Here is a 26,731-nt window from a genome sequence, read left to right on the forward strand (position 1 = left end):
TAGGCTGAACCGCATGACCTCCACCACCGTCGACACGCTCCCGTGGGGCGAGGTCTGGGGCCAGGACGAGGCCGTCGCTCAGCTGCGGGCCGCGGCATCCGATCCGTCGCAGCTGGCCCACGCGTGGCTCATCACCGGCCCGCCCGGATCGGGCCGCTCGACCCTCGCCTACGCCTTCGCCGCGGCGCTCATCGCCGAGCCCGGCGACGAGAACGCGATGCGCCAGGTCATGGCGCGCACGCACCCCGACCTGGCGGCGCTCCGCACCGAAGGCGTCATCATCTCGATCAAGGACGCCCGCTCGCTCGTCGAGCGCTCGTACTTCTCGCCCTCCCTCGGCCGGTACCGCGTCATGGTCATGGAAGACGCCGACCGCATGGTCGAGCGCACGAGCAACGTCCTCCTCAAGGCCCTCGAAGAGCCGCCCGAGCAGACCGTCTGGATCCTCTGCGCGCCGAGCGACGCCGACCTCCTCCCCACGATCCGCTCGCGGGTGCGCATCCTTCGGCTGCGCGAGCCCGACGTCGCCGACGTCGCGCGGCTGATCGTCCAGCGCACAGGCGTCGACGAGGCGATCGCGGAGCAGTCCGCGCGGCTCGCCCAGCGCCACATCGGCATGGCGCAGCGGCTGGCGACGGATGCCGCGTCCCGCGAGCGTCGCGATCGAACCCTCCGGGGAGTCCTCCGCGTGCGCGGGGTCGGCGACGCCGTCGAGGTGGCCGCCTCGATCGTTCAGTCCGCGACCGATGACGCCAAGGCGCTGACGGCGACCCGTGACGAGGGGGAGCGCGAGGCCCTCCTGCGGACGTTGGGGGTCGCGCCCGGAGGCGCCGTCCCCCCCGCCGTCCGGAGCCAGGTGAGCGCATTGGAGGACGAGCAGAAGCGGCGCGCCACGCGCAGCCTGCGCGACGGGATCGATCGGGTGCTCACCGATCTCGAATCCCTCTATCGCGACACCCTCATGCGCCAGTTCGGTCGGGACACCGACCTCATCAACCGCGAACTGACACCGGAGATCGACGCCATGGCCGCCGCCTGGACACCGCAGCACACCCTGACGGTGCTCGACGCCATCGCGCTGACACGCACGAACCTGCAGGGCAACGCCGCCCCTGCACTCGCCCTCGAGAGCATGCTCATCACGGTCGCGACGGGGCGCCCGCAGTGACCCGCGGGTTCTGGTGCCGTGCGGCATCCGTTCTCCTCGCCACCGGGGCGGTCGCGGCACTGCTCGCGGCGTGCACGCCCACCGCTCCCGCTCGCCCCGGTCCCGACCGGACCCCGATCACGCAGGGGGCTCCGGCCGGCTTCGAGGAGTACTACGGGCAGAAGGTCGACTGGGAGAAGTGCCGGGGGATCGGCGAGGGTGACTATTACTGCGCCTCCGTGACGGCTCCCCGGGACTGGACGGACGCGGACGGCGGCGACATCCAGCTGTCCATCATCGTGCGCCTCGCCTCGGGCGGGACGTCGAAGGGATCGCTGTTCGTGAACCCCGGCGGCCCCGGAGCGAGCGGTGTCGACCTGGTCCAGCAGGCGGCAGAGTTCGCCGTCGGCAGCGATCTGCTGGACAGCTACGACGTCGTTGGGTTCGACCCGCGAGGCGTCGGACGGTCGACGCCCGTGCGCTGCTTCGACGCCACGGCCATGGACCACTACCTCTTCGACATCCCGGCGGCCCCCCGGGGTACGCCGGAGCGATCCGCCGAGCAGCGCGCGTCGGCCGGGTCCTTCGCCCGCGCCTGCGACGTCAACAGCGACGGCCTGCTGCCCTACGTCACGACTCAGAACGCCGCCCGGGACCTCGACCTGCTGCGCGGGGTCCTCGGCGATGAGAAGCTCGCCTACCTCGGGTACTCCTACGGGTCGTTCCTCGGCGCGACCTACGCTGAGCTGTTCCCCGAGAACGTCGGTCGCGTCGTCCTCGACGGCGGTCTGGACCCCTCCATCCCCGGCGCGGTCGTCGGGGCGCGGCAGGCCGTCGGCTTCCAGTCCGCCCTCGACGCCTTCTTGAAGAATTGCATCGAGGGATCCGACTGCCCGTTCGACGGACCGGTCGCGAACGCCCAGCAGCAGCTCTCCGACGCACTGGCCGCCGTCGACGCCGCACCGCTGACGGCGACCGATGGACGGAAGCTCGGTTCGGACGCCCTCGTGATGGGCATCGTGTCGGCGCTCTACAGCGAGGGGAACTGGAGCACGCTCTCATCGGCCCTCGCCGCGGTCCTGCAGGGTGACGCCGACGAGATGTTCGAGCTCGTCGACCGGTACTACAACCGCTACGACGGGCGGTACCTCGACAACTCCACCGAGGCCTTCTCGGCCTACAACTGCATGGACTACCCGCCGGACTCCGACGACGTCGTCGCGGCGGCGAACGCGGAGGTGGCGAAGGACGCGCCGACCTTCGCGCCGTACTGGACGTCGGACGTCGACCTCTGCGACGCCTGGCCGTACCCGCCGACCGGGACCCGGAACGAGATCCACGCCGACGGTGCCGCGCCGATCCTCGTGATCGGGACGACGAACGACCCCGCGACGCCGTACGAGTGGTCGGCTGCGCTCGCGAAGCAGCTGAGCTCCGGCATCCTGCTCACCCGTGTGGGGGAGGGGCACACCGGTTTCAACAAGGGCAACGCCTGCATCGACGACACGGTCGTCGCGTACTTCGACGAGGGCACGGTGCCCGACGGTGACGTGCGCTGCGAGGCCGGTTGATCCCTGCGTTCGCAGCATCGCTTCAGACCCTGTAGGATCGATGATCGTGCAACGCGCGAGCGAAGCGCGCCACCTTAGCTCAGACGGCAGAGCGATTCACTCGTAATGAATAGGTCAAGGGTTCGATTCCCTTAGGTGGCTCCAGAACAGAGGACACACGGGTGACACAAGCCCTCGATGCGATTCTCGAGATCTTCACCTGGGTGGGATTCGGCGCTGCCGTCGTCCTCGGAATCGTCGCCGTGGTCGTGTGGGCCTCCGACGGGAGTTGGCTCGCGGCCGAGGCCTATCTCGACGAGGACGGACGGACGCTCCGCTGGATCGACAGCGAGGGAGACGTCAACTCGGCTCCTCTCGACGAGTCCGATCGCAGCCGCATCGGGGCCGACCACACGGCGAAGATCTGGTACCGCCACGGATGGCACGACCGGATGCGGTTCACCCGGCGCCCGCCCGCGCTGAACATTCTCACGGGTCTCGCCCTCGGCGGCGCGACCCTCGGGATCGCCGCCACCGTGGCATCCATCATCGTGTTCTTCGTTCGGTCCTGATTGCTGAAAAAGCGTATATCTAGCTAATCTAGGTATATGTCTCCTGCATCGACGCCCTCGCGATGGCTGCGCATCGCGCTTCCGCTCGTCCTCGTCGTCATCTGGCTGGCCGGAGGGTCGCTCGGCGGACCGTACTTCGGCAAGGTCGACGAGGTCTCGACGAACGACCAATCGAGCTTCCTGCCGCAGAGCGCGGAGTCGACGCAGGTGCAGGAGCGTCTGGGCGATTTCCTCGGCGGGGACGCCATCCCGGCGCTCGTCGTGTTCGATGCCGGCCGCGCTCTCGACGGGCCTCAGCTCGACGCCGTCCAGACGATCGCCGACCGGATCGCGGATCTGACGGGCGTCCAGGAGGTCTCACCGGCGATCCCGTCCGAAGACGGCGAGGCGGCGCAGGTGGTGGTCTCGATCGACTCCGGCGGCGAGGTGACCGACATCGTGGGCGAGGTCCGCGAGCTGGTCGCCGCCGATGCGCCCGACGGCGTCAGAGCGTGGGTCACCGGGCCTGCGGGCTTCACCGCCGACCTCGCCACGGGCTTCACCGGGATCGACGGGCTCCTGCTGCTGGTCGCCCTCGGCGCGGTGTTCGTCATCCTCGTCATCGTCTACCGATCGCCGCTTCTTCCGCTCCTCGTGCTGCTGACCTCGGTGTTCGCCCTCTGCGTGGCGCTGCTGAGCGTGTGGTGGCTCGCCAAGGCAGGCATCGTCGTCCTCAACGGGCAGGTGCAGGGCATCCTGTTCATCCTCGTGATCGGCGCCGCCACCGACTATGCGCTGCTCTACGTCGCCCGCTTCCGCGAGGCCATCGGGGAGGGCCGGAGGAGATGGGATGCCGCGACCGCAGCCTGGCGGGGATCGGTCGAGCCCATCCTCGCCTCGGGCGGTACCGTCATCGCGGGCCTCCTGTGCCTGCTGCTCAGCGACCTCGCGAGCAACCGCGCACTCGGGCCCATCGCCTCGATCGGCATCGCGTTCGCGATGCTCTCGGCGCTCACCTTCCTCCCCGCTCTGCTCGCCCTCGTCGGACGTGCGGCCTTCTGGCCGTTCATCCCCAAGGCGGGCATGACCGAGCTCCCGATCGACCTGACGCAGCCCGCGCGCGGCCTGTGGGCACGTCTCGCTCGGTTCGTCGCGCGCCGCGCGCGGATCGTGTGGATCGTCTCGACCGTGGTGCTGCTGGCGGCATCCGTCGGCGTCACACAGTTGAAGGCGGACGGCGTTCCGGCGAGCGAGCTGGTCCTCGGGGCGTCGCAGGCGCGAGACGGTCAGGCGGTGCTCGCCGAACACTTCCCGGCGGGATCGGGCAGTCCGCTGTACGTGATCGTCCCCGAGGCGGAGGCTCCGGATGCCGCCGAACTCGTCGCGGATCAGGACGGGGTCGAGTCGGTCGGTGTCGTGTCGGCGGACGCTCCCGCCGGGCAGGCGGACGCCACCGTCGAGGACGGCGAGCTCGTGCTCACGGCGCAGGGCCCGCCCGGGGCTCCGGCGCCGACGGCCACCGTCGACGGCGGCGACGTGATGCTCGTCGCGACGCTCTCGGACGCGGCGGACTCGCTCGCGGCGGAGCAGACCGTGCGGGACCTCCGCGACGCGGTCGCCGGGAGCACGCTCGACGCGGTCGTGGGAGGCACCACCGCCGTCGACCTCGACACCAACGACACGTCGATCCGCGACCGGACGGTGATCATCCCCGTGATCCTCGTGGTGGTGCTGCTGATCCTCATGCTCCTGCTGCGGTCGATCCTCGCGCCGGTCCTGCTGATCCTCAGCGTCATCGTGTCGTTCGCCGCCGCCCTCGGTGTCAGCGCGCTCGTCTTCACCGAGGTCTTCGGCTTCCCCGGCGGAGACCCGGCCGTGCCCCTCTACGGCTTCGTCTTCCTCGTGGCGCTCGGCATCGACTACAACATCTTCCTGATGTCGCGGGTGCGGGAGGAGTCGGTCCGACACGGGACGCGCCGCGGCATCCTCCGCGGTCTGGTCGCCACGGGCGGGGTCATCACCTCGGCGGGGCTCGTGCTGGCCGCGACGTTCGCCGCCCTCGGCGTCATCCAGATCCTGTTCCTCGTGCAGCTCGCCTTCATCGTCGCCTTCGGGGTTCTGCTCGACACGTTCATCGTGCGCTCCCTCCTCGTCCCCGCCCTCGCGTACGACATCGGCAGGACCATCTGGTGGCCCTCGAAGCTCGCGCGCTCGGGCGTCGACGAGACGCCGGAGCCACCCGTCACCGAGGAGATGTCGCGCGCCGAGTACCGGCGGACGCTCGAGCCCTGACGCGCGGGGTCAGCGGGCGCGTCGCCGCACGATGAGTGCGGCGACGGCGCGCCAGCCCACGAGCATCAGGAGCAGGACGGATGCCGCGACGATGACGAAGGCCACCTGCACCCCCTGACCGGTCAACACCCGCAGGAGCATGCCGCCGGCGACGGTGACGATCCACAGCGGGATGCCGGTGCGCCGCACCGCCAGCGGCGCGCGCCACGCCAGCACGCCCAGCCACCCGACGATCAGCGCGAGCAGGAAGGGCCCCGCCGTCGTCGCCAGCCCTGCGAACGCCGCCTCATCATGGCTGGCGCGACCGATCGCGGCGAAGACCGTCACGAGGACGGCGTCGATCCCGAATGCGGCGAGGATCCCGCCGGTCGTGGTGGTCTGGCGGGCGGGGGAGTCCATGCCGCCAGGGTAGTCGCGGCATCCGCCGTCCTCGTCGCGCTCAACTGGTCGTACCCTCGAGTCATGACCCGAGCGCTGTTCATCGTCGATGTGCAGAACGACTTCACCGAGGGCGGGGCCCTGGGAGTCGACGGCGGTGACGCGGTGGCCGCCGCGATCACGGCCCACCTGGCGCGACACGCCGAGGAGTACGACGTGGTCGTCGCCTCGCGCGACTGGCACGACCGTGACGGAGACAACGGCGGGCATTTCTCGACGAGTCCCGACTACGTCGACTCGTGGCCGGTCCACTGCGTCGCCGGGACGCCCGGCGCGGACTACGACCCCGGCCTCGACACCTCCGCCGTCACCCACCACGTGAAGAAGGGGCAGGGGATCCCCGCCTATTCGCTCTTCGAGGGCGTGACGGATGCCGGTGAGACGGTCGCCGACATCCTGACCGCCCACGGCGTCGTCGAGGTAGATGTCGCCGGCATCGCGACCGACCATTGCGTGCGCGCGTCGGCCCTCGATGCGATCGCGCACGGCCGGCGCGTGCGGATCCTCACGGACCTGATCGCCGGCGTCGCGCCCGCGCCGAGCCAGGCGGCCCTGGCGGAGCTCGCCCACGCCGGCGCGGAGCTCGTGGCAACCGGCGACGGCGACCGCCCCGCCGCCGACGTCGGTGAGGGCGAGCGGTGAGCCGTCAGGCGCCCGCGGGCTGGTACGCCGATCCGGGGGAGCCCGGACAGCTGCGGTGGTGGGACGGCTCCGACTGGGCTGCCGACACGGTCGCGCCGACCCCCGCGCCCGATGCCGCCCCGGCCATCACGACGCCGCCGGCACCGTCGGCACAGCCGGCAGAATCAGCCGCGCCCGCCGCCCCCGCCGCGACGCCCCGGTCAGCTCCCGCCGGTGCCGCCCGGAGCGGAACCCCGTCGAGCAGCACCGTCTGGATCTGGCTCGCCATCGCGGCATCCGCTCTGCCCCTGTACACCGGGGTGTTCCTCGACGCCCGGACGATCGTGCGGCTCGGGGGTCCGTCTGGCGGGCTCACCCCCGCGGGCTGGATCGCCGCCGCTCTCGCCCTCCTCGTCGTGATCGACGTCGTCCTCGTCGCGGCCGCCGTCCTCTTCGCGTGCCTCGACCACCGCGCTCTGCGCGGCCGCGGCATCGATGCGCCCTTCGCGTGGGGGTGGGCGGCGCTCGCGTTCGTCCTCACCCTGGGGGTCTACGTCGTCGGGCGCACCGTCGTCGTGCACCGCCGCACGGGCGGCGGTCTCGCACCGTTGTGGACGTGGGCCGCCGTCACGGTCGTCGGCCTCGTCGTGTTCGCCGTGTGGATCGCAGGGTTCTCAGAGGCGGCGTGGGTCGCGGTCACCACGTCGCGCTGAACTTCACGTGATGGACATCTGGGGTTCATCGGCTCCGCACGGCATCCCCTGAGCATGGGGGGATGAGCCGTCCTCGCGTCCTGTCGCTGTACGAAGGCCTGTTCGCCGGTGGTGCGCGGGTGCTGCACACGAACGTCATCACCGGTCTCCACCTCGACGGATCGCACGAGCACGCGGTCCTCTCGATCGCGTCGCAGGCCCGCCGCGAGGGTGCGCTGCAGCCGATGAGCGACGACCCGAGGTACCGGTGGCTGCGCGAGGCGGGCATCGAGGTGTCCGACCTCGGGCGCGAAGCGGGCGCCCTCCCGCCGGACCCCGAGAGCTTCTCGGACGCCGAGCTCGACGTCGCGGCCGCCGTCGTCTCCCGCGCCGACGTGATTCTGACGCTCAAGGAGCAGCCGCTTGGGCTCCTCCTCGCCCTCGACGCCCGCGGTCTCCTTCCCGATGTCCCGATCGCCGCGTGCCTCCACAGGTCCGACCCGACCCACTCGGGCCCCGCCATGCGCTGGCTGGGGGAGCTGGCGGCATCCGGTCGCCTCACCTCGACCATCTCGTGCGCCGAATCGACGAGCGACGCCTACGCCCGCTTCACGCCGCCGTCCGTGGAGAGGTTCGTGATCCCGAACGGCATCGACCTGGCTCGCTACCGCCCGAAGCCCCATGAGCGGATGCCGCTGCGCACCCGTCTCGGCATCGCGCCGAACGTCCCCGTGATCCTCCTCGCCGCACGCTTCGACGCGATGAAGGACCCCGGGCTCTTCCTCCGCGCCGTCGGTGCACACGCGGCGCGGGACAGCCGCGCTCAGTACGTCATGTGCGGCGCGGGGATGACCGCCGACAACGCCGCCCTGACGGCGGCGATCGCGGAGGCGGGGGCTCCTGCCGAGCGCGTCCACCTGCTGGGGATCCGCGACGACATGCCCCGCGTCTACCGCGCGGCCGACATCGTCGCACTGACGAGTGCGTTCGGCGAAGCGTCGCCGCTCTGCCTGATCGAAGGCGCCGCGAGCGGAGCGACCCCGGTCACGACGGCAGTGGGGGACTCCGCCCAGGTGGTGGCGGGCATCGGACTCGTCACGTCGCACGACGCGCAGGCGATCGCGTCCGCGTGGACGAGGGTCATCGCGCGCCGGCCGGACTATCGCGCGGCCGCGCTGGCGGCGCGTCCGCGCATGGGGGCGGACCGCATGCTCGACGAGTACCGCGGTGCGATCGACGGTCTCGCCGAGCGCGCCGAAGCGGCGGCCTGACGTCCCCAGCTCCCGTCACACATCGTCGACGGGGTGTCAACCGGCATCCCATCCTTCGCGGCCCCAGCGAGACTCGAGCAGTGGCATCCCTCGACGACATTGGCCCCGGCCAGGACCTGCGCAGCTACGCACCGATCGGCGACGGTCGGACGATCGCGCTGATCGGGCTCCGCGGACAGATCGATTGGATGCCGATCCCCGGCATCGACGACCTGCCCATCTTCGGGCGGCTGCTGGACGATGACGCCGGCGGCTGCATCGAGCTCGAACCCGTCGAGGAGTACCAGGTGCGGCGGCGGTACCTGCCGCGCACCAACGTGCTCGTCACGACGTTCACGACCGCGTCGGGCACGGCCACCGTCACCGACGCTCTCGTGACGGGTGTCGCGGGACGGCTGCCGTGGGCCGAGCTCGCCCGCCGCGTCGACGGGGTCACGGGCGAGATCGCGTTCCGCTGGCGCGTGCAGCCCGGCACCTCGCTGAAGACCGCCGCGCCCTGGCACGACCGCGCGAACGATCGCAGCATCCTGCGGTCGGGGCTCACGACGATCGGCGTGACCGGACGCGACTACGGTCCGGAGCCCGCGGCGTCGGCGGACGGCATCGCGACGGGGTTGGCGGGCGGCTTCACGACCGCCGAGGGCAGCCGCCACCTGCTGATCATCGTCGGCACGCACGACGAGCCCATCCACTTCCCCGACCCGGACAACGTGGACCGCGGGATCGACCGGACGATCGAGGCGTGGCGCGCCTGGTCGCGCGAGTTCTCGTACGAGGGGCCCTGGGCGCGCGACGTGCAGCGGAGCGCCCTCATGCTCAAGATGCTCATCCACAGTCCCACCGGCGCGATCGCGGCCGCTGCGACGACGTCCCTCCCAGAGGACCTCACGGGCGGGAAGAACTGGGACTACCGGCTCGCCTGGGTGCGCGACCTGGCATACACCGTCGATGCCCTCATCGGCTTCGGGCTGCGGGAGGAGACCCACGCGGCGATCTCCTGGCTGTTGCGCACGATCCGCCGACACGGGCCTGAGCTCCACGTTATGTACACCCTCGACGGCGAGCTCGACGGGCACGTCACCGAGTACGACGTGCCCGGGTGGCGCGGCGTCGGCCCGGTCGTCACGGGCAACCCCGCCCGCGAGCAGGTCCAGCTCGGCGTGTACGGCGACCTGTTCGCCATCTGCCGCGCCTACGTCGAGGCGGGGAACGCGCTCGACGTCGAGACCGGCCGCATGCTGTCGATGTACGCCGACAAGGTGTGCGACGCGTGGCGGAACCCCGATTCCGGCATGTGGGAGCTCCCCGAGGAACGCCACTACACCTCGTCGAAGATGGGATGCTGGCAGGCTCTCAACGACGCCGTCGCCCTCGCGGAGCTCGGCCAGATCCCCGGGAGCAGCGAGCGGTGGGCGGCCGAGGCATCTCTCGTGCGCGCCTGGGTCGACGAGCACGGGTGGTCGGAATCCCGCGGGGCCTACGTCATGGCGCAGGGCAGCCGCGACCTCGACGCGTCCGTCCTGCTCCACTCGCTCAGCGGGTTCGACCGGGGCGAGCGGATGTCGCGCACGATCGACGCGCTGACGGGAGAACTCGGCGAAGGACCGCACCTGTTCCGCTACACCGGGATGCGCGACGAGGAGGCGACGTTCGTCGCGTGCTCGTTCTGGCGGGCGGCCGCGCTCGTCTGCGTCGGCCGGCACGACGAGGGCATCGCGGCGATGAACGAGCTCGTCGCTGCGGGGAACGACGTCGGCATGTTCGCCGAGATGATCGACCCCGACGACGGCGCGTTCCTCGGCAACCTGCCGCAGGCACTCAGCCACCTCGCGCTCATCCGCGCGGCACTCACGATCCGCGATCTGGTCGGCGACGACGCCGACGCCCGCTGACGACCATCACGACCACTATGACCACCACGAAGAAGGAGAGCACGATGGCACGCGACCAGTACACGTTCACGAATCCGGTGGAGCTCTACTCGGAGATCGAACCTCGCAAGGGCCACCAGGAGGAGCCCGGCCTCGACGCGGATCTCGCGCCGAAGGCGGACCTCGGTGAGGAGAGCTACCGCGGCACCGGCCGCCTCACGGGTCGGAAGGCGCTCATCACGGGCGGCGACTCGGGCATCGGCGCGGCCACGGCGATCGCCTTCGCCCGCGAGGGCGCCGACGTCGCGCTGTCGTACCTGCCGGAAGAGGAGGAGGACGCGCAGCGCATCGCCGGCATCCTCCGTGAGGCCGGCGCCACCGTCCTCACCTTCCCCGGCGACCTGAAGCAGAAGGACTACTGCGTCGAGCTCGTCTCGAAGACCGTCGAGGCGCTCGGCGGACTCGACATCGTCGTCAACAACGGCGGGAAGCAGATCTACAACAAGGATCTGACCACGCTCGACGACCAGCAGTTCGACGACACGTTCTCGACGAACGTCGACGCGATGTTCTGGATCACGAAGGCGGCACTGCCGCACCTGCCTGCGGGGTCGACGATCATCAACACGACGTCGATCCAGGCGTACTCCCCGTCGGAGACGCTCGTCGACTACGCCTCGACCAAGGCGACGATCAACGCGTTCACGAAGGCCCTGGCCCAGCAGCTCGCGCCGAAGGGCATCCGCGTCAACGCGGTGGCTCCCGGTCCGATCTGGACGCCGCTGCAGGTGACCGACGGGCAGCCGCCCGAAAAGCTCGAGCAGTTCGGCGAGGACACTCCGCTCGGACGCATGGGCCAGCCCGCCGAGCTCGCCCCGGCGTATGTGTTCCTCGCGTCGGCGGAGTCGAGCTACGTGCTCGGTGAGACGCTCAACGTCAACGGCGGGATGCCGACGCCCTGACGATCGCATGACGAAGGCCCCGGCGCACACGCACCGGGGCCTTCGTCATGTTCGGATCAGGCGTCGACGAGCTCCTTCGCCGCGGCCTTGGCGCGCTTACGCGCGACGACCTTGCCGCGGATCGAGAACACCAGGACCGCGGCGAGCAGCGCGTAGAGCGTGATCGAGATGGGTCCTTGCACGAGCACCGAGAAGTCGCCGTTGGCGCTCATCGCGGCGTCCCGAAGGCTCGTCTCGGCCAGCGGCCCCAGCACCATGCCGATGATGAGCGGCGCGAGCGGGAAGTCGAGCGCCCGCATCAGGAAGCCGAGCAGCCCGATACCGAGCAGCATCACGAGGTCGAACGTCGAGCCCGACGTGGCGTAGATGCCGAGCCCGCAGAACAGCGTGATGCCGGCGTAGAGGTAGGGGCGGGGGATCAGCAGGAGCTTCGCCCAGAGCATCGCGAACGGCAGGTTCAGGATGAGAAGGACCACCATCGCGATGAAGAAACTCGCCAGCAGGGCCCAGACGAGCTCGGGAGCGCGGTCGAACAGGAGCGGACCGGGCTGCAGGCCGTACTGGCGGAAGGCCGCGAGCATGATCGCCGCGGTCGCCGAGATCGGCAGGCCGAGAGCCAGCAGGGCGCCCATCGCCATGCCGGTCGTCGAGTTGCCGGCGGCCTCGGGCGCGGCGAGCCCCCGGATCGCACCCTTGCCGAACATGGGGTTCTTGCGGCGCTTGTCGAGTCGCTTCTCGAGGCCGTAGGCCAGGAAGGTCGGGATCTCCGACCCACCGGCCGGGATGACGCCGAACGGCAGGCCGATCGCGGTGCCGCGCAGCCACGCGGGGGTCGCTTCTTTGAGCTCGCGGCGGCTCAGCCACGGGCGACCCGTCGGCCGGATGAGCGCCTTGTTCGTCATGTGGCGCTCGAGGCAGGCGACGTAAATGACCTCGCCGAGCGCGAGGATCGCAACCGTGACGGTGACGAGCGAGATGCCGTCGAACAGGTTCGGCGAGTCCATCGTGAACCGGGGCGCGCCCGAGACGCCGTCGATGCCAATCACGGCGATGCCGAGGCCGATGAACAGCGCCGTCAGCCCCTTGATGGCGCTGTCGGCCACCACCGACGAGGTCGCGGCGAACGCGAAGACGGCGAGGGCGAAGAACTCCGCCGGCCCGAACCTGCTCGAGAAGTCGGCGAGGGCGGGAGCGACGAAGACGACCACGATCGAGGCGACCATGCCGCCGATGAACGCGCCGATGGCGGCGGTGGCGAGCGCCTGCGCGGCCCGACCGTTCAGCGCCATCTTGTGCCCCTCGAACGTCGAGGCGATGGCGGATGCCTGACCTGGTGTGTTCATCAGGATGCCCATCGTCGAATCGCCGAAGAGCCCACCGAAGTAGACGCCGGCGAACATGATGAACGCCGCGGTCGGGTCGAGCGAGAAGGTGATGGGGAGCAGGAGTGCGACGGCCATCGACGATCCGAGCCCCGGAAGCACGCCCACGGCGGTACCGAGGAGGCATCCGATCAGGACCCACATCAGGTTCGCGGGGGTGAGTGCGCCGGCGAAGCCTTCGCCGAGAAGTGTCAGGACGTCCATGTCAGAACCCTCCGAGGATGCCGGACGGGAGGGGCATCCCGAGGGCCATGTCGAAACCGATGTAGGCGAGTGAACTGAGCGTGAAGCCCACGATCAGACTGTGGATGGGCCGGGTCGCTCCGAACGCCTTTGCGACGCACCAGAAGAGCAGGCCCGCCGCGATGATCCACCCGAGGAATTCGAGCAGGAAGGCGAAGGCGAGGAACGGGAGGACCACCCAGGCGAACGAGCGGATGTCGACGCGCACCGGGGTCGCCGCGGGCTCTTCACCCGCCGCTTCGGCCCGCGCCGCTTCGATCTCGGCCGTCAGGGCGTCGGGCGTCGCTCGGATCTCGTGGACCGCTCCGACGGCGAGCACGGCGGCGAAGGCGTAGAGGCCCCCCGCGATGATGCCGGGGAAGAACTGCGGACCGGGGAAGTCGGTGTCTTCCGGCACCCGCATCGTCAGGATGCCGACGACGAGGTACGTCGCGAATGCGGCGAGGATGAGGGGCATCGTGAGCCCCTTCAGCAGGGCGGCGGCTCCGGGGCCCGAGACCAGACGCAGGCGCTGGCCGACGACGGCGGATGCCGAGGTGGGGTTGGCGGGGAAGGTCACAGGCCCATCTCCTCGTAGAGACCGCGGATGCGCGTCTCCTCGTCTTTCAGGAACGCGTCGAGCTCGTCGCCCGTGATGATGCGTTCGTTCCAGTGGTAGCGCTCCATCGCGTCGGCCCATTCGGGGGTCGCGACGCTCTCGAGGACGAGTTCGGTCAGGGCTTCGCGCTCGCTGTCCTCGAGGCCGGACGGTGCCGAGAGGGACCGCCAGTTCGTGAGCGAGACGTCGTACCCCTGCTCGATGGCCGTGGGGATGTCGATCCCCTCGACGGGCTCGTTCGCGACGAGGGCGAGGGCGCGCAGGCGCCCGGCCTCGATCTGATCGATGTTGTCGGGGTAGCCGCCGGCGGCCGCCTTCGCGGTGCCGTTCAGGAGGGCCTGGATCGCCTCGCCGCCGCCGTCGGACGAGATGTACGTGGTGTCGACGGGGTCGATACCGGCCGAGAGTGCGAGATCGGTCACGACCAGCTGGTCGAACGATCCGCCGCCGGTCCAGGGGAGGGCCTTCGGGTCCTCCTTCCAGCCCTGCACCAGGTCGTCGAGGGTCTCGTACGGGGAGTCGGCGGGGACGACGATGACGTCGTACTCCTCGACGACCACGGCGAGAGGCGTGACGTCGTCGAGCGTCGCGGACGAGTTGAACTGGATCGTCGCGGCCAGCAGGCCCGTGCCGCCCACGAGCATGTTGTTCGGCTGACCCTCGAGGACCGAGACGTTGCCGAGGGCGATCGTGCCGCCGGCGCCCGGCATGTTGACGACCTGCACGTTGTTGACCAGGCCGTTCGCCTTCTGCGCCTGCTGCAGTTCGCGGGCGACGCCGTCCCAGCCGCCGCCGGCGGCGGCGGGGGCGACGATCGTCATCGACGCGTTGATGTCGTTGCCGGTGCTCGCCGAGGCGATCGAACCGGCGGCCGCCGTGCCGATGGCCGCGGCCGCGATCACACCGCCCACGACGCGGCCGATCACGGTCCTGCGCCGGTTCGGCGGAGCCTGCGGGCTGTCTGTCTGGGTCATCATCGCTCCCTTTCGCGCGGACGTCGTCGTCTCCGCGAGATCGAAATAGGATGACAGCGCGCGGTGCGGCGGCGGCATCCTCCGGCACTTGTTCTCTTAAACGCTCACGCATCGCGCACGGACGGGAATGGTGAACGATGGCGTCTCCGCGGCGGCCCCGCGCGCTCCGGCTCGTGCTGCTCGTCCTGCCCTCGGTCGTCACCCTCGCGGCACTGTCGGCGACGCTCGCGGTCGCGATGACGGTGCAGGAACGCACGATCCGGGACGCGACCGCCGAGCGGGTCATGGGCGTCGCCGAGAGTCTCGCCGATCTCGCCGACGTCCGGACGACGCTCGCGACGGTGACGGATGCCGGGACCCCGGCCGACCTCGCCGACGCCGCCGACCTCGCCGCGGCGACGACGGCGCTGCAACCGATCGCCGAGCTCGTGGGGGAGTCCGCGGGCGTCTACTACGTCGTCATCACCGACGACGAGGGCGTCCGGATCACCCATCCGCTGGCGTCGGAGCGCGGGGTGCAGGTCGAGACGACGAACTCCTCGGTCCTCGGGGGCGAGACCTTCCTCGGCACCGAGCGCGGCGCCTCGGGACCGTCGCTGCGCGCGAAGGTGCCGGTGCGCGCGAGCGACGGGACGGTCGTGGGCATGGTCGCCGTCGGTGTGCTCGAGTCGAGCATCGCCGCCGACCGTGACGCTGCCCTCGCCGCGCTGCTGCCGTGGGGGATCGGCGCGCTCATCGTGGCCTCCCTCGCCAGCTCTGCGCTGACGGCGATGGTCGAGCGCCGCTTCCGGCGAGCGGATGCCGTCGCCGCCGAGAACGCGCAGATGCGTCGCACGACGGTGGCCCTGCGCGAACAGGCGCACGAGTTCGACACGCGGCTCCACGTGATCCACGGGCTCGTCTCGCGCGGAGACGCGGCGGAGGCCCTCGGGTACATCGAGGAGGTGACGCCGGTCCGGACGTCCGGCTCGCCTGACGGCGGCGAGCCGGTCGCGGCGGCGACGATGCATGCGGTGCGCGCGGAGCTGCTCGATCTCGGGGCGCAGGCCGAGTTCGACGTCACCCTCGATCGTGACCTGGACGACGGCGCGGTCTCGGTCGTCACGAACCTGTGTCGGAACGCCGGCGAGGCGGGAGCGCGGCGGGTGCGTTGCGTGCTCCGCGATGCGGATGGGCGCCTGTTCGGCGCCGTCGAGGACGATGGCCCCGGCATCGACCCGAACGCGGCGGCGCGGATCTTCGCTCAGGGTTTCACCACGAAGGACGACGCGTCGGGCTTCGGTCGCGGCTACGGACTCGACACGGTCCGACGGACCGTGTCGTCGCGGGGCGGCACGATCGAGGTGGGTGCCTCCGCACTCGGCGGCGCGCGATTCGCTTTCGAGATGGAGCGCGTGTGAGCGATCGACCGATCCGGGTGCTGGTCGTCGACGACGACCAGGGTGCGCGCGCCCTGCACTGCCGGTTCGTCGACGCAGTGCCGGGGTTCACCGTCGCGGGCGCCGCCGGAACGGGGCGCGACGCGCTCGCGCAGAGCACGGCCGGAATCGACCTCGTCCTGCTCGACATGCGTCTTCCCGACATCAGCGGCATCGAGGTGCTGCACCGGTTGCGCACCTTCGGTGACGCCGGTCCCGACGTGCTCGTCATCAGCTCGTCGCAGGATCAGACCACGGTGCGCCAAGCGCTCGCCGCCCGTGTGGCCGGCTACCTCGTGAAGCCGTTCACGGAGGCCGCGCTCCGCGAACGGTTGGAGCGGTACCGCGAGGAGCGGCAGGCACGCACGGATGCCGGGCGTGAGCGCCCCCTCGCGCAGAGCGACATCGATCGGTTGCTGGCGACCGGCGGCATCCGCACCGTGTCTGCGTCGTCGAGCGGGCCGCGTGCGCTCCCGAAGGGGCTGGCGGTGCCGACGTTGGAACGGGTCCTGACGGCGCTGGACCCCGGGACGGGCCGTTCGGTCGTCGAGGTCGCGGAGGCGTGCGAGATGTCGCGCGCGACCGCTCACCGCTACTTGACGCACCTCGCCGAGACGGGCGCGATCGTCGTGTCGCACCGGTACGGCAAACGCGGTCGGCCCGAGGTGCTGTACCGGCTCGCGCCGGGGTGAATCGGAACGTCAGCCGGGGAAGGACGCTGCGCGGCGCTCGGCGCGGCCCCCTTTCTCAAGCACCGTCGTCGTCGCGTGCGGGGATCTCGAGAAGCCGCAAGAAGTCCTCGAACAGGCCCGGCATGTCGACTGCCTCGGGGTCGAGCAGCCATTGCAGCTGCAGGCCGTCCATCATCGCCGTGACGAGCTGACCGATCCGTTTCGCATCAAGGTCGGCGCGAAGGTGTCCCTCGTTCTGCAGTCGCGTGAAGGATTCGTCGTCCTGGTGGCGGATCGCGCGGTACCGGTCGCGGAACGACTCGTGAGCGGGATGCTGGGGGTCGGTGGCTTCGGCCGACAACACGACGTGGAGGGCGACGAGTCCGGGGGAGCGGGTGTTGCGGGCGACCTGATCGCGCATCGTGTCGACGAAGCTGACGCCCGCGGACTCCGCCTCTTCGCGCCGCGCTCGGTCGATGTCGTCGCGCGCGGCGATCGTGGCGGCGAGCAGCCCGACCTTCGACCCGAAGTGGTGGAGGAGGCCTGCATCCGAGATCCCGACGCGACGCGCGATCTCGCGGAGCGATGTGCCTCGATAGCCCTGCTCCCCGAACACCTCGACAGCGGTCTCGAGGATCGTGGTCCGACGTTTGTCGCCTCGTACCCGGCGCAGATCGGGGCGGGGGGGAAGGTCGGGCGAGGTCTCTTCGGATGCGTTGCTCATGGCCTGCTCTCTTGCGAGGTGGAGTGGCGCCAGTCTAGGCTCAACAAACTAAGCGAGCAGTTGCTAAGTTACATTTCTTTCACCTGCCGCGGCGTCAAGACTCGATGAGGAGGATCCCGTGAAGATGCGGAACAGGGCACTCGCGTTCGGTGCCATCGGTGTGGTCGGAATGCTCGCCCTCGCCGGGTGCGGTCGGACGGACGACGCCGGCCAACGCGGCGGCAGCGAGGCCGCGACCGTCGACGAATCACCGGCGAAGGGTGCCATCGAGGTGTGGGCGATGGGTGAAGAGGGCGAGAACCTCGCCGACTTCGCCGAGGGATTCGTGAAGGACAACCCCGACGCGAAGGTCACCGTGACCTCGATTCCGTGGACCGACGTCATGACCAAGTACCAGACGGCTGTCGCCGCCGGTACGGTGCCCGACGCGATCATGATCGGATCATCGCTGCTGCCGGCGATGGTCGCTGCCGGAGGTCTCGCCGAGGTGCCGGCCGACCTGGTCGATGAGGACGCCTTCAACGAGACCGCTCTCGAGTCGACCGAGGTCGAAGGCACGTCCTACGCCGTGCCGTGGTACGTCGAGACGCGCGTGATGTACTACCGAGAGGACCTGGCCGAGAAGGCCGGCGCCGAGGCGCCGAAGACGTGGGATGACCTGACGGCGTTCGCGGCCGCGATGAAGGCGAACGGGGCGGATTACGGAATCCAACTCCCCATGGGCGACGCCGAGGACTCGACCCAGGTGATTCTCCCGTTCTACGCGCAGGCCGGTGGCGAGGTGTTGAACGACGTAGGCGACGCGTACGCGTGGGATGAGGCGGCGCTGACCGACGCGCTCGAGTACTACGGGTCGTTCTTCACCGACGGGCTCGCGCCGATGTCGGGGTACGGCGATGCGCAGACCGCCGCGTTCGCCGACGGCTCGAACCCGACGTTCATCTCGGGTCCGTGGATGGTGGGCGTGCTCGGCGACCAGGAGTCGGCCGAGTGGGTCGATGAGAACGTGGGCACCGCACCGGTCCCGGCGGGTACCGACAACAACGACTCGTACCTCGGTGGGGGGCACCTCGGCGTTTTCGAGGACGCGAAGAACGCCGACGGTGCCTGGAAGCTGGTCCGCTGGCTGTCCGAGCCCGAGACCCAGCAGAAGTGGTTCGAGACGGTGAACGCCCTGCCGGCGGTGAGCTCTGCGCTCGACTCCGAGCCCTTCACGTCGGACCCGCGGCTGTCCGTCCTCAACGAGCAGCTCGAGAACACCGTCGCACCGCCGTCGGTACCCAGCTGGAACGAGATGTCGGCGTTCATCGAGACCGAGGCGGAAAAGGTCGCCAACGGCAGCAGCGCGGCGGAATCGGCATCCGCCATCGTCGCCAAAGCCGAATCCCTCGGCACGGGCTGGTAAGCGTCGTGGCGCTCGTCTCCACGAGTGCGGCTGGGCGGCGCGGAGGCTTTGCCGCCCAGCGGCGCCGAACCGCGCTGGTGGCGTGGCTGTTCGCGCTTCCGTTCCTCGTCATCTTCGCGGTCTTCATGCTGGGCCCGCTGCTGGGCTCGTTCGCGATGTCGTTCACCGATCTCGGCGTGCGGGACCTCCGTTCGCCGTTCTCGGTCAACGTGATCGGGTTCGACAACTTCGTCGCGCTGTTCCAGGACGAGCTCTTCGTGAAGTCGATCGTCAACACGTTCTACTTCGTCGGCGTCGGCATCCCGCTCACGATGGCCCTCGGCCTGCTGCTCGCCGTCGCGTTGAACTCGGGAATCGAGAAGTTCCGCAGCGTCTTCCGCGTCGGCTTCTACACGCCCGTCGTGACGTCGATCGTCGCGGTCGCCGTCGTGTGGAAGTTCATCCTGCAGGACTCGGGACTGCTGAACACGGTTCTCTCGTGGGTCGGCATCAACGGACCGGATTGGCTGAACGACTCGTTCTGGGCGATGCCCTCGATCATCCTCATGGGCGCCTGGCGCAACATGGGCACCCTCATGATCATCTTCCTCGCGGGTCTCCAGGCGATCCCGCGGGACGTCTACGAAGCGGCCGAGGTCGATGGTGCGAGCGCGTGGCGCCGGTTCACGAGCATGACCCTCCCGCTGATGCGCCCGACGCTGTTGCTCGGTGCCGTGCTGCTGTCGGTGGGGTTCCTGCAGGTGTTCGAGGAACCGTTCGTCATGACGCAGGGCGGGCCGCTCAACTCGACCCTCACCATCAGCTACTACGTCTACAACCAGTTCGGGTACGGCGACTATTCGCTTGCGTCGGCGGCGGCCTATGTGTTGTTCGCATTCATCGCGGCCCTGTCGGCGGTGCAGTTCCGGCTGCTGCGATCGAAGGACAACTGACATGGCACTCACGACGGTGACCGAGCCCGAGAAGGCTGCGGTGTCGACGGATGCTGCGCCTCGCCGGCGCCGGCGCTCGCCCGGGTGGTCGCGGAGTCTCACCTACCTCGCGCTCACGATCGGGTTCATCATCACGCTGGCCCCCTTCATGTGGATGCTCCTGGGGAGCTTCAAGACCCAGGGCGAGCTGCTGCAGCGTCCCATCACGTGGTGGCCCGAGCAGGCGACGCTCGACAACTACTCCCGCTGGCTGACGCAGCTGGATTACGGGCAGTTCTTCCTGAACTCGGTGGTCGTCGCGCTCGTCGTGGTCGTCGGCAACATCGTGTTCTGCTCGATGGTGGCGTACGCGCTCGCGAAGCTGGAGTTCCCGGGTAAGAAGGTGCTGTTCGCGCTCGTGCTCCTGACCTTGATGGTGCCGGGTGTCGTCACGCTCGTGCCGATGTTCGTCCTCGTGGCGAACATGGGACTCGTCAACACGTATCCGGCGCTGATCCTGCCGTTCCTGGCGGGACCTCTCGGGGTGTTCCTCATGCGGCAGTTCATCATGGGCGTCCCCGATGCCCTCATCGAGGCGGCGCGGATCGACGGGGCGGGGGAGTGGCGCATCTTCCTGCGGGTTGTGCTGCCGCAGTGCGGGCCGCCCATCGCAACGCTCGCGATCCTCACCTTCCTCGGCTCGTGGAACAACTTCCTCTGGCCGCTCGTGATCGCTCAGACCGAGCAGATGTACACGCTGCCCGTCGCCCTGTCGCTCTACTCGGTCGGTTCGAACGGCACGTACTACGGCCTCCTGATGGCGGGCTCGGTGCTCGTGGTCACGCCGATTCTGGTGCTGTTCCTGTTCCTGCAGCGCTACTTCGTGCAGGGCATCACGATGACCGGCCTCAAGTAGGTCGCTGACGCGAAGCGAGGGGCGGGTGACACCACGACACCCGCCCCTCGCTGTTCCGTCGCGTCAGCGGATCTCGAACGAGACCGCCCGCAGCACCTCGTCGCGGGACGACGGCCCGATGAGGAGTTCGAACTCCCCGGGTTCCACGATGCGGCGACCGACCGCATCCACGATCGTGCAGTCCGACGCCGGCAGGTCGATCTCGACCGTGGCGCTCGCGCCCGCGGCGAGGTCGACGTGCCGGTAGGTCTTCAGTTCCTTGTCGGCCCAGCTCACCGAGGTCACCGTGTCGCGGACGTACACCTGGACGATCTCGTGCGCGGGGCGCTCGCCGGTGTTGCGCAGCGTGACCCGCGCGCGGACGGTCTGGCCGGCCGAGACGACGGGCGTCAGGACCTCCGCGTCGCCGTACTCGACGGTCGTGTACGACAGGCCGTCGCCGAACGCGAACGCCGGCTGCTGCGTCAGGTCGGCGTAGCGGTCGCCGTGCTGGCCGCGGATTTGGTTGTAGTACGTCGGCTGCTGGCCGGCGTGCCGTGCGAACGAGATCGGCAGGCGTCCAGCGGGTTCGATCTCGCCGAGCAGGAGCTCCGCGATCGCGCGCCCGCCCTGCATGCCGGGGTTCGCGACCCAGACAACGGATGCCTCGCGCACCGACTCCGGCAGGATCAGCGGCTTCGACGCCATCAGCACGACGACGAGCGGCGTGCCCGTCGCGGCCAGGGCGTCGAGCAGGGCGCGTTGCCCGCCGATGAGGTCGAGCGTCGCGGTGGACCGGCCCTCGCCGACGAGCTCGATGCGGTCGCCGACGACCGCGACGACGACATCGGAGCGTTCCGCGAGCGCAACGGCCTCGGCGATCTCGGCGGCGTCGGGCTCCTGCGGTGCGACGATCGGGGGCCGGGGCTGCCCGTCCGGGAAGACACCTGCGGGATCGTCGGTGAGGTTCAGGATGCCGGCGCCCCGGGCGTGCTCGACGGTGCCGCCGCTGAGCTCGCGGAGCCCGTCGAGGACCGTCGTGATCTGGGCGCGGGGGTGGCCGTCCGGCATCCAATCGACCTGCCCGGATGAGCCCGCCCAGTCGCCGAGCTGCGTCTGCGCGTCGTCGGCGAGCGGGCCGACGACGGCGATCCGGCGTGTGGTGGAAGCCAGCGGGAGCGTGCCGTCGTTGCGGAGCAGGACCAGGGAGCGCCGCGCGACCTCGAGATTGAGGTCGGCGTGGGCACCCTGCGCGATGACCGTGGCGATGCGCTCCCGGTCGGGCAGGCGCGGGTTCTCGAACAGCCCGAAGCGGAATTTGAGCGACAGGATGCGCGAGACCGCCTGGTCGATGTCGGCCTCGGCCAGCATCCCGCGCTCGACGGCCTCGAGGGCGCCGGCGAAGAACCCGGGCGTCGTCATGACCATGTCGTTGCCGGCCTTCACGGCGGCGGCCGCGGCGCTGGCGTAGTCGGGCTGCACCTTCTGCTCCCACACCATGCGGCCGACGTTGTCCCAGTCGGTGATCAGCGTGCCGGTGTATCCCCACTCGCCCCGCAGCACGTCGCTGAGGAGCCAGTCGTTGACCGTGATCGGCACCCCGTCGGTGGTCTGGTAGCCGAGCATGAAGGTGCGGCATCCCTCCCGCGCGACGCGCTCGAACGGCGGCAGGAACCAGGAGCGGAGCTTTCGCCGCGAGATGTCGGCCTCGCTCGCATCGCGGCCACCCTGCGTCTCGGAGTATCCGGCGAAGTGCTTCGCGGTCGCGAGGATCGCGTCGGGGTCGTCGAGGCCGTCGCCCTGGTAGCCGCGCACCATCGCCGAGGCGAGCTCGCCGATGAGGAACGGGTCCTCACCGAACGTCTCGCCGATGCGCCCCCAGCGGAGGTCGCGCGCGATGCAGAGGACGGGGGAGAACGTCCAGTGGATGCCGGTGGCCGCCACTTCGGCGGCCGTCGCCTTCGCGACGCCCTCGATGAGGTCCGCATCCCACGACGCGGCCATCCCGAGCTGCGTCGGGAAGATCGTCGCGCCCTCCCAGAACGAGTGGCCGTGGATGCAGTCCTCGGCGACGAGAAGCGGGATCCGCAGGCGCGTCTGCGAGGTCAGCTCCGCGGCGCGGAGCACCTTCTCGGGGGACGTGTGCAGGATCGAGCCGGCGTGACGCGCGAGCACGATGTGCTCGAGCTCCTCGCGGGCGTCGAACTGCATCATCTGCCCGACCTTCTCGGGCAGCGTCATGCGCTCGAGAAGGTCGGCGACGCGCTCCTCGACCGGCAGGGAGGCATCCAGGTACGCGGCGGAAGCAGTGTCGACGGTCGTCATTCGCGGGCCTCCCGGCGGCTTGTGGGGACCTCCACGGCGCGGACGGCGGTGACGGCGTCGTTGACGTTCAGGCCCTTCTTCTTCATCGCGCGGGCCCGCTCGCCGGCCGAGCGCAGGCGCGGGTTCACGTACTCGTCGATGCCGAAGTTGATGAGCGACAGCGCCACGCCGATGGCGGCGATGCAGAGGCCCGGGGGCAGATACCACCACCACTGGTTCTGGCGGAACGCGCCCTGCGCGCTCGCCCAGTTGAGGATGGTGCCCCAGTTGTAGGTGTTCACCGGGATGACGCCGATGTACGACAGGGTCGTGAGGCCGAGGATCGCGGCCGTCACGGTGCCGACGAAGCTCGCGGCGATGAGCGCCATGAGGTTCGGCAGCATCTCGACGGTGATGATGCGCCGCAGCGGCTCGCCGTTGGCGCGCGCGGCCTGGACGAAGTCGCGGTTGCGGAGCGACATCGTCTGCGCGCGCAGGACGCGCGCGCCCCAGGCCCAGCCGGTGATGCCGAGGACGGCGGCGATGAGGACGAGCGGCGGCTCCTCGAACATCGACGCGACGATGATGATGAGCGGCAGCCCCGGGATGACGAGGAAGACGTTCGTCAGCGCCGAGAGGCCCTCGCTCTTCCACCCCCGGACGTACCCCGAGACGACGCCCACGACGATCGCGATGACCGTCGCGAGGATGGCGGCGAGGAAGCCGACGACGATGACTCCGCGGGTGCCGTGGATGACCTGGCTGAGGACGTCCTCGCCGATGTGGGTGGTCCCGAGCCAGTGCTCGGGGGAGGGCGGCTGGAAGCGCGCGGTGTTGTCGACCTGCGTCGGCGAGAACGGTGCGAGCACGTCCGCGAAGATCGCGACGAGGACGAAGAAGCCGAGGATCACGAGTCCCGTGATCGACTTGGCGTTGCGGAACATCGCGAACGCCGATCCGAGCCGCGCCCAGAACGTGTTCGGCGTCGGGTCCTCGGTGCGGGCCATGCGGATGGTGGCGGTGGTGGTCATGGTCAGGCCTCCGTCTGGCGGGTGCGCGGGTCGAGGAACGCGTAGGCGATGTCGGCGAGGATGTTCGCCACCAGCACCGACAGCGTGATGACCAGGAAGACGCCCTGCATGAGTGCGTAGTCCTTGCCGTTGGTGGCATCCAGCAGCAGCTTTCCAACGCCGGGGTAACTGAAGACCATCTCCATGACGATCGTTCCGCCGACGATGAAGCCGATCGACAGGGCGAAGCTCTGGATCTGGGGGAGGACCGCGTTGCGGGCGGCGTAGCGCCACAGCACGCGGGAGTTCGGCATGCCCTTGGCCTGCGCGACCGTGATGTAGTCCTCGTCGAGGACGGTGAGCATCATGTTGCGCATGCCGAGCATCCAGCCACCGAGGGAGGCGATGATGATGGTCACCGCGGGAAGTGTCCCGTGGTGGATCACCTGCCCGATGAACTCCGGAGTGAACTCGGGCGAGTAGCCGACGCCGTACGCCTTGCCGATCGGGAACCACTTGAGGTTGACCGAGAAGAGGGCGATGGCGAGCAGCCCCAGCCAGAAGTACGGGATGGTGCTGAGGAAGGTCGTGATCGGGATCATGATCTCGGAGCGGCTGCCGCGGCGCCACCCGATGACGGCGCCGCCGATCGTGCCGACGAGGAACGAGATGATCGTGGCGAAGCCGACGAGTCCCACCGTCCACGGCAGGGCCTGGCTGATGACCTCGCCGACGGGACGGAGACCGTGCAGGAGCGAGACGCCGAGGTCGCCGCGGAGCATGAGGCCCCAGTAGTCGATGTACTGCTGCCACATCGACTTGTCGGTGTCGATGCCGAGCAGGGCGCGGAGCGCGTCGGCCGCCTCGGGCGTCACGTTGCGGTTGCGGGCCAGGTACTGGTCGACCGCGTCGCCCTTCATGAGGCGGGGCAGGAAGAAGTTGATCGTGATCGCGGCCCACAACGTGAAGAGGTAGAACAGGGCGCGACTGCCGAGGAAGCGCCACGGGATGCGGGAGCGTCCCTTGACGGTCGTGGTCGCGGTCGTGCCGACCTCGAGCGCGTCGGGCGTCTCGACGGGGAGCTGGGGTTCGACGGCGGTCATCGGGTACCTCCGGAGAGTCCCGGAGCCGACGCGAAGTGGCTCTCGGGGTCGGGGGACGCAGCGCGGAGCTCCTGCGTGTACGGGTTCTGGGGACGCAGGATCACGTCGTCGGCGGTGCCGCTCTCGACGACCTTGCCCTGGTTGAGCACGAGGATCTCGTCGCTGAAGTGGCGCGCGGTCGCGAGGTCGTGGGTGATGTAGAGCACCCCGAGTCCCTCCTCGCGCTGCAGGTCGGCGAGGAGGTTGAGGACGCCCATGCGGATCGACACGTCGAGCATCGACACCGGTTCGTCGGCCACGAGCAGGCGAGGGCGGGATGCCAGGGCCCGGGCGATCGCGACGCGTTGCCGCTGCCCGCCCGAGAGCTCGTGAGGACGTCGATCGATGACGGAGTCGGGCTCGAGGCGTACACGGTCGAGGAGGCGGCGCACCTCGTCTTCGACCTCCCTCTTCGGGACGACGTCGTCCAGGCGCAGGGGTCGCTCGATGTGGTGGCGGATCGAGTGGTAAGGGTTCAGGGACGCGAACGGGTCCTGGAACACCATCCGCAGCTGCTGCCGGTAGTCGCGCAGACCCTTGCCGCGGCGGGGGATGGGCTTCCCGTCGAGGCGGATCTCGCCGCTCGTGGGCGTCTCGAGCTGGGTGAGGATCTTGGCGATCGTGGACTTGCCGCTGCCGGACTGGCCGACGAGGCCGATCGTCTGGCCGGACGAGAGGGTGAACGAGACGTCGTCGAGGGCCTTCATCTGGCCGGCTCCCCGGACGTGGTACACCTTCGTGACGCTGTCGAACTCGAGTGTGGTCATCGGACGACGACCCCCCTTTCACCGGTCAGTCGCGGGAACGAGGACAACAGCGTGCGCGTGTACTCGTGCTGCGGGGCGGTCCAGATGCGCTCGGCGGTGTCGATCTCGACGATCTCGCCCTTGCGCATGATGGCGATGCGGTCGCTGATCTCCAGCAGCAGCGGCAGGTCGTGGGTGATGAAGATGACGGAGAAGCCGAACTCGTGTCGCAACTGCGAGATCTGCTTGAGGATCTCGCGCTGGACGAGAACGTCGAGCGCCGTGGTGGGCTCGTCCATGATCATCAGCTGCGGTCGGAGGGCGAGCGCCATGGCGATCATGACGCGCTGGCGCATGCCGCCGGAGAGTTCGTGCGGGTACGACCGGCTGCGGGCGGCGCCGACCTTGACGATCTCGAGCAGTTCGTTGACCGCGTCGCGTCGTGCGGCCCGGTTCATGTCGGGGCGGTGCACCTCGAAGACGTCGGCGAGCTGCGAGCCGATCGTGGCGACGGGGTTGAGGGCGTTCATCGCGCCCTGGAAGACCATCGAGATCTTGTCCCAGCGGAAGCGGCGCATCTCTTCCGGATCGAGTGAGTTGACGTCGATGTCTTCGCCGGAGACGTCGCGGAAGGTGACGGATCCGCTCGAGATGACGGCGGGCGCCTTGAGCAGGCGCTGCACACCGTAGGCGAGGGTGGTCTTTCCGCAGCCGCTCTCGCCGGCGAGGCCGAGGATCTCGCCGCGGCGCAGTTCGAGGCTGACGTGGGTGACGGCTTCGACCGGCGGGTCGACGTCGTAGACGACGGAGAAGTCGTCGACGGACAGTAACGAATCGCGCATCAGTGCGTGCTCGCTTTCGTGGAGGTGAGCAGGGGTGGTGGGACGGATGCCGCGGGCCATGCGGCATCCGT

The 26,731-nt window shown here is 69.7% G+C and carries 24 protein-coding genes and 1 tRNA gene; 15 read left to right on the forward strand and 10 right to left on the reverse strand.

The window, feature by feature from the left end; translation table 11 throughout:
• Positions 1-13: 13 nt before the first annotated feature.
• The 5 genes from MRBLMI1x_RS06685 (at position 14) to MRBLMI1x_RS06705 (ending at position 5,540) form a co-directional block, all read left to right on the forward strand.
• Positions 14-1,168 carry a DNA polymerase III subunit delta' gene (locus MRBLMI1x_RS06685; protein ID WP_018187058.1) on the forward strand — a complete coding sequence of 385 codons (1,155 nt, stop codon included), beginning with the start codon at positions 14-16 and terminating at the stop codon, positions 1,166-1,168.
• On the forward strand, positions 1,165-2,718 hold the full coding sequence (locus tag MRBLMI1x_RS06690) for an alpha/beta hydrolase (protein ID WP_363457431.1): 1,554 nt from the start codon (positions 1,165-1,167) through the stop codon (positions 2,716-2,718). The genes MRBLMI1x_RS06685 and MRBLMI1x_RS06690 overlap by 4 nt, the downstream gene beginning before the upstream one ends.
• Positions 2,719-2,786: 68 nt before the next feature.
• Positions 2,787-2,862, forward strand: a tRNA-Thr gene (locus tag MRBLMI1x_RS06695).
• Positions 2,863-2,879: 17 nt separating this feature from the next.
• The gene (locus MRBLMI1x_RS06700) at positions 2,880-3,269 is read left to right on the forward strand and encodes a hypothetical protein (protein ID WP_363457434.1); all 390 of its coding nucleotides are present in this window, start codon (positions 2,880-2,882) and stop codon (positions 3,267-3,269) included.
• Between the two features lie 36 nt (positions 3,270-3,305).
• The gene (locus MRBLMI1x_RS06705) at positions 3,306-5,540 is read left to right on the forward strand and encodes an MMPL family transporter (protein WP_363457437.1); all 2,235 of its coding nucleotides are present in this window, start codon (positions 3,306-3,308) and stop codon (positions 5,538-5,540) included.
• A gap of 9 nt (positions 5,541-5,549) precedes the next feature.
• Here MRBLMI1x_RS06705 and MRBLMI1x_RS06710 read toward each other — a convergent pair whose 3' ends face one another.
• Positions 5,550-5,939, reverse strand: coding sequence for a DUF3054 domain-containing protein (locus MRBLMI1x_RS06710; protein ID WP_018187062.1), 390 nt, complete (start codon positions 5,937-5,939; stop codon positions 5,550-5,552).
• Between the two features lie 63 nt (positions 5,940-6,002).
• On the opposite strand from MRBLMI1x_RS06710, the gene MRBLMI1x_RS06715 reads away from it, so the two are divergent.
• The 5 genes from MRBLMI1x_RS06715 (at position 6,003) to MRBLMI1x_RS06735 (ending at position 11,395) form a co-directional block, all read left to right on the forward strand.
• Entirely contained in the window at positions 6,003-6,620 is a 618-nt protein-coding gene (locus MRBLMI1x_RS06715) for an isochorismatase family protein (protein WP_363457440.1), read from the forward strand.
• Positions 6,617-7,312 carry a DUF2510 domain-containing protein gene (locus MRBLMI1x_RS06720; protein ID WP_363457443.1) on the forward strand — a complete coding sequence of 232 codons (696 nt, stop codon included), beginning with the start codon at positions 6,617-6,619 and terminating at the stop codon, positions 7,310-7,312. Before MRBLMI1x_RS06715 ends, MRBLMI1x_RS06720 begins: the two co-directional genes overlap by 4 nt.
• Positions 7,313-7,374: 62 nt before the next feature.
• A complete protein-coding gene (locus MRBLMI1x_RS06725; RefSeq protein ID WP_363457446.1) occupies positions 7,375-8,562 on the forward strand; it encodes a glycosyltransferase in 1,188 nt (395 codons plus the stop codon).
• An 80-nt stretch (positions 8,563-8,642) separates the two neighbouring features.
• Entirely contained in the window at positions 8,643-10,454 is a 1,812-nt protein-coding gene (locus tag MRBLMI1x_RS06730; protein WP_363457449.1) for a glycoside hydrolase family 15 protein, read from the forward strand.
• Between the two features lie 17 nt (positions 10,455-10,471).
• On the forward strand, positions 10,472-11,395 hold the full coding sequence (locus MRBLMI1x_RS06735) for an SDR family oxidoreductase (protein ID WP_018187066.1): 924 nt from the start codon (positions 10,472-10,474) through the stop codon (positions 11,393-11,395).
• A 56-nt stretch (positions 11,396-11,451) separates the two neighbouring features.
• Here MRBLMI1x_RS06735 and MRBLMI1x_RS06740 read toward each other — a convergent pair whose 3' ends face one another.
• The 3 genes from MRBLMI1x_RS06740 to MRBLMI1x_RS06750 are packed head-to-tail and all read right to left on the reverse strand — an operon-like array spanning position 11,452 to position 14,670.
• Complete coding sequence (locus MRBLMI1x_RS06740) at positions 11,452-12,981, reverse strand: tripartite tricarboxylate transporter permease (RefSeq protein WP_363457453.1); 1,530 nt, start codon at positions 12,979-12,981, stop codon at positions 11,452-11,454.
• A 1-nt stretch (position 12,982) separates the two neighbouring features.
• Positions 12,983-13,579, reverse strand: a complete 597-nt coding sequence (locus tag MRBLMI1x_RS06745; RefSeq protein ID WP_363457456.1) for a tripartite tricarboxylate transporter TctB family protein — start codon at positions 13,577-13,579, stop codon at positions 12,983-12,985.
• Positions 13,576-14,670, reverse strand: coding sequence for a tripartite tricarboxylate transporter substrate binding protein (locus tag MRBLMI1x_RS06750; RefSeq protein ID WP_020098210.1), 1,095 nt, complete (start codon positions 14,668-14,670; stop codon positions 13,576-13,578). Before MRBLMI1x_RS06750 ends, MRBLMI1x_RS06745 begins: the two co-directional genes overlap by 4 nt.
• A gap of 59 nt (positions 14,671-14,729) precedes the next feature.
• On the opposite strand from MRBLMI1x_RS06750, the gene MRBLMI1x_RS06755 reads away from it, so the two are divergent.
• Together MRBLMI1x_RS06755 and MRBLMI1x_RS06760 are read left to right on the forward strand one after the other, a co-directional pair.
• Positions 14,730-15,992 (forward strand): sensor histidine kinase, encoded by a 1,263-nt coding sequence (locus MRBLMI1x_RS06755; RefSeq protein ID WP_363457460.1) that lies wholly within the window; start codon positions 14,730-14,732, stop codon positions 15,990-15,992.
• Positions 15,989-16,702: a response regulator gene (locus tag MRBLMI1x_RS06760; RefSeq protein ID WP_363457463.1), complete on the forward strand. Its 714-nt coding sequence runs from the start codon at positions 15,989-15,991 to the stop codon at positions 16,700-16,702. Before MRBLMI1x_RS06755 ends, MRBLMI1x_RS06760 begins: the two co-directional genes overlap by 4 nt.
• Before the next feature lie 55 nt (positions 16,703-16,757).
• Here MRBLMI1x_RS06760 and MRBLMI1x_RS06765 read toward each other — a convergent pair whose 3' ends face one another.
• Positions 16,758-17,405 (reverse strand): TetR/AcrR family transcriptional regulator, encoded by a 648-nt coding sequence (locus tag MRBLMI1x_RS06765; protein WP_018187072.1) that lies wholly within the window; start codon positions 17,403-17,405, stop codon positions 16,758-16,760.
• A gap of 124 nt (positions 17,406-17,529) precedes the next feature.
• Here MRBLMI1x_RS06765 and MRBLMI1x_RS06770 point away from each other — a divergent pair, with 124 nt between their 5' ends.
• From MRBLMI1x_RS06770 to MRBLMI1x_RS06780, 3 genes are read left to right on the forward strand one after another with little or no spacing between them, the layout of a single operon-like run.
• Positions 17,530-18,810: an extracellular solute-binding protein gene (locus tag MRBLMI1x_RS06770; protein WP_363457845.1), complete on the forward strand. Its 1,281-nt coding sequence runs from the start codon at positions 17,530-17,532 to the stop codon at positions 18,808-18,810.
• 5 nt (positions 18,811-18,815) lie between these two features.
• Positions 18,816-19,742 carry a carbohydrate ABC transporter permease gene (locus MRBLMI1x_RS06775; protein ID WP_026302884.1) on the forward strand — a complete coding sequence of 309 codons (927 nt, stop codon included), beginning with the start codon at positions 18,816-18,818 and terminating at the stop codon, positions 19,740-19,742.
• 1 nt (position 19,743) lies between these two features.
• On the forward strand, positions 19,744-20,637 hold the full coding sequence (locus tag MRBLMI1x_RS06780) for a carbohydrate ABC transporter permease (RefSeq protein ID WP_363457467.1): 894 nt from the start codon (positions 19,744-19,746) through the stop codon (positions 20,635-20,637).
• Positions 20,638-20,700: 63 nt separating this feature from the next.
• Here the strand turns inward: MRBLMI1x_RS06780 and MRBLMI1x_RS06785 are convergent, their stop codons facing one another.
• The 5 genes from MRBLMI1x_RS06785 to MRBLMI1x_RS06805 are packed head-to-tail and all read right to left on the reverse strand — an operon-like array spanning position 20,701 to position 26,660.
• Positions 20,701-22,941: a glycoside hydrolase family 3 N-terminal domain-containing protein gene (locus MRBLMI1x_RS06785; RefSeq protein WP_363457470.1), complete on the reverse strand. Its 2,241-nt coding sequence runs from the start codon at positions 22,939-22,941 to the stop codon at positions 20,701-20,703.
• Entirely contained in the window at positions 22,938-23,951 is a 1,014-nt protein-coding gene (locus MRBLMI1x_RS06790; protein WP_018187077.1) for an ABC transporter permease, read from the reverse strand. Before MRBLMI1x_RS06790 ends, MRBLMI1x_RS06785 begins: the two co-directional genes overlap by 4 nt.
• A 2-nt stretch (positions 23,952-23,953) precedes the next feature.
• Positions 23,954-25,033 carry an ABC transporter permease gene (locus MRBLMI1x_RS06795; protein ID WP_311859335.1) on the reverse strand — a complete coding sequence of 360 codons (1,080 nt, stop codon included), beginning with the start codon at positions 25,031-25,033 and terminating at the stop codon, positions 23,954-23,956.
• Positions 25,030-25,839, reverse strand: coding sequence for an ABC transporter ATP-binding protein (locus MRBLMI1x_RS06800; RefSeq protein ID WP_018187079.1), 810 nt, complete (start codon positions 25,837-25,839; stop codon positions 25,030-25,032). The genes MRBLMI1x_RS06795 and MRBLMI1x_RS06800 overlap by 4 nt, the downstream gene beginning before the upstream one ends.
• Positions 25,836-26,660 (reverse strand): ABC transporter ATP-binding protein, encoded by an 825-nt coding sequence (locus MRBLMI1x_RS06805; RefSeq protein WP_018187080.1) that lies wholly within the window; start codon positions 26,658-26,660, stop codon positions 25,836-25,838. Before MRBLMI1x_RS06805 ends, MRBLMI1x_RS06800 begins: the two co-directional genes overlap by 4 nt.
• Between the last annotated feature and the right edge of the window lie 71 nt (positions 26,661-26,731).

This window comes from Microbacterium sp. LMI1x-1-1.1 (assembly GCF_040676205.1).
Lineage (GTDB): Bacteria > Actinomycetota > Actinomycetes > Actinomycetales > Microbacteriaceae > Microbacterium > Microbacterium aquilitoris.

Excerpts from the sequence above, each read along its gene's own strand:
- MRBLMI1x_RS06685 (WP_018187058.1), top strand. The coding sequence starts at position 14 with ATGACCTCCACCACCGTCGACACGCTCCCGTGGGGCGAGGTCTGGGGC.
- MRBLMI1x_RS06705 (WP_363457437.1), top strand. The coding sequence starts at position 3,306 with ATGTCTCCTGCATCGACGCCCTCGCGATGGCTGCGCATCGCGCTTCCG.
- MRBLMI1x_RS06710 (WP_018187062.1), bottom strand. The coding sequence starts at position 5,939 with ATGGACTCCCCCGCCCGCCAGACCACCACGACCGGCGGGATCCTCGCC.
- MRBLMI1x_RS06715 (WP_363457440.1), top strand. The coding sequence starts at position 6,003 with ATGACCCGAGCGCTGTTCATCGTCGATGTGCAGAACGACTTCACCGAG.
- MRBLMI1x_RS06725 (WP_363457446.1), top strand. The coding sequence starts at position 7,375 with ATGAGCCGTCCTCGCGTCCTGTCGCTGTACGAAGGCCTGTTCGCCGGT.
- MRBLMI1x_RS06735 (WP_018187066.1), top strand. The coding sequence starts at position 10,472 with ATGACCACCACGAAGAAGGAGAGCACGATGGCACGCGACCAGTACACG.
- MRBLMI1x_RS06740 (WP_363457453.1), bottom strand. The coding sequence starts at position 12,981 with ATGGACGTCCTGACACTTCTCGGCGAAGGCTTCGCCGGCGCACTCACC.
- MRBLMI1x_RS06750 (WP_020098210.1), bottom strand. The coding sequence starts at position 14,670 with ATGCCGCCGCCGCACCGCGCGCTGTCATCCTATTTCGATCTCGCGGAG.
- MRBLMI1x_RS06755 (WP_363457460.1), top strand. The coding sequence starts at position 14,730 with ATGGCGTCTCCGCGGCGGCCCCGCGCGCTCCGGCTCGTGCTGCTCGTC.
- MRBLMI1x_RS06765 (WP_018187072.1), bottom strand. The coding sequence starts at position 17,405 with ATGAGCAACGCATCCGAAGAGACCTCGCCCGACCTTCCCCCCCGCCCC.
- MRBLMI1x_RS06770 (WP_363457845.1), top strand. The coding sequence starts at position 17,530 with ATGCGGAACAGGGCACTCGCGTTCGGTGCCATCGGTGTGGTCGGAATG.
- MRBLMI1x_RS06780 (WP_363457467.1), top strand. The coding sequence starts at position 19,744 with ATGGCACTCACGACGGTGACCGAGCCCGAGAAGGCTGCGGTGTCGACG.
- MRBLMI1x_RS06785 (WP_363457470.1), bottom strand. The coding sequence starts at position 22,941 with ATGACGACCGTCGACACTGCTTCCGCCGCGTACCTGGATGCCTCCCTG.
- MRBLMI1x_RS06790 (WP_018187077.1), bottom strand. The coding sequence starts at position 23,951 with ATGACCACCACCGCCACCATCCGCATGGCCCGCACCGAGGACCCGACG.
- MRBLMI1x_RS06795 (WP_311859335.1), bottom strand. The coding sequence starts at position 25,033 with ATGACCGCCGTCGAACCCCAGCTCCCCGTCGAGACGCCCGACGCGCTC.
- MRBLMI1x_RS06800 (WP_018187079.1), bottom strand. The coding sequence starts at position 25,839 with ATGACCACACTCGAGTTCGACAGCGTCACGAAGGTGTACCACGTCCGG.
- MRBLMI1x_RS06805 (WP_018187080.1), bottom strand. The coding sequence starts at position 26,660 with ATGCGCGATTCGTTACTGTCCGTCGACGACTTCTCCGTCGTCTACGAC.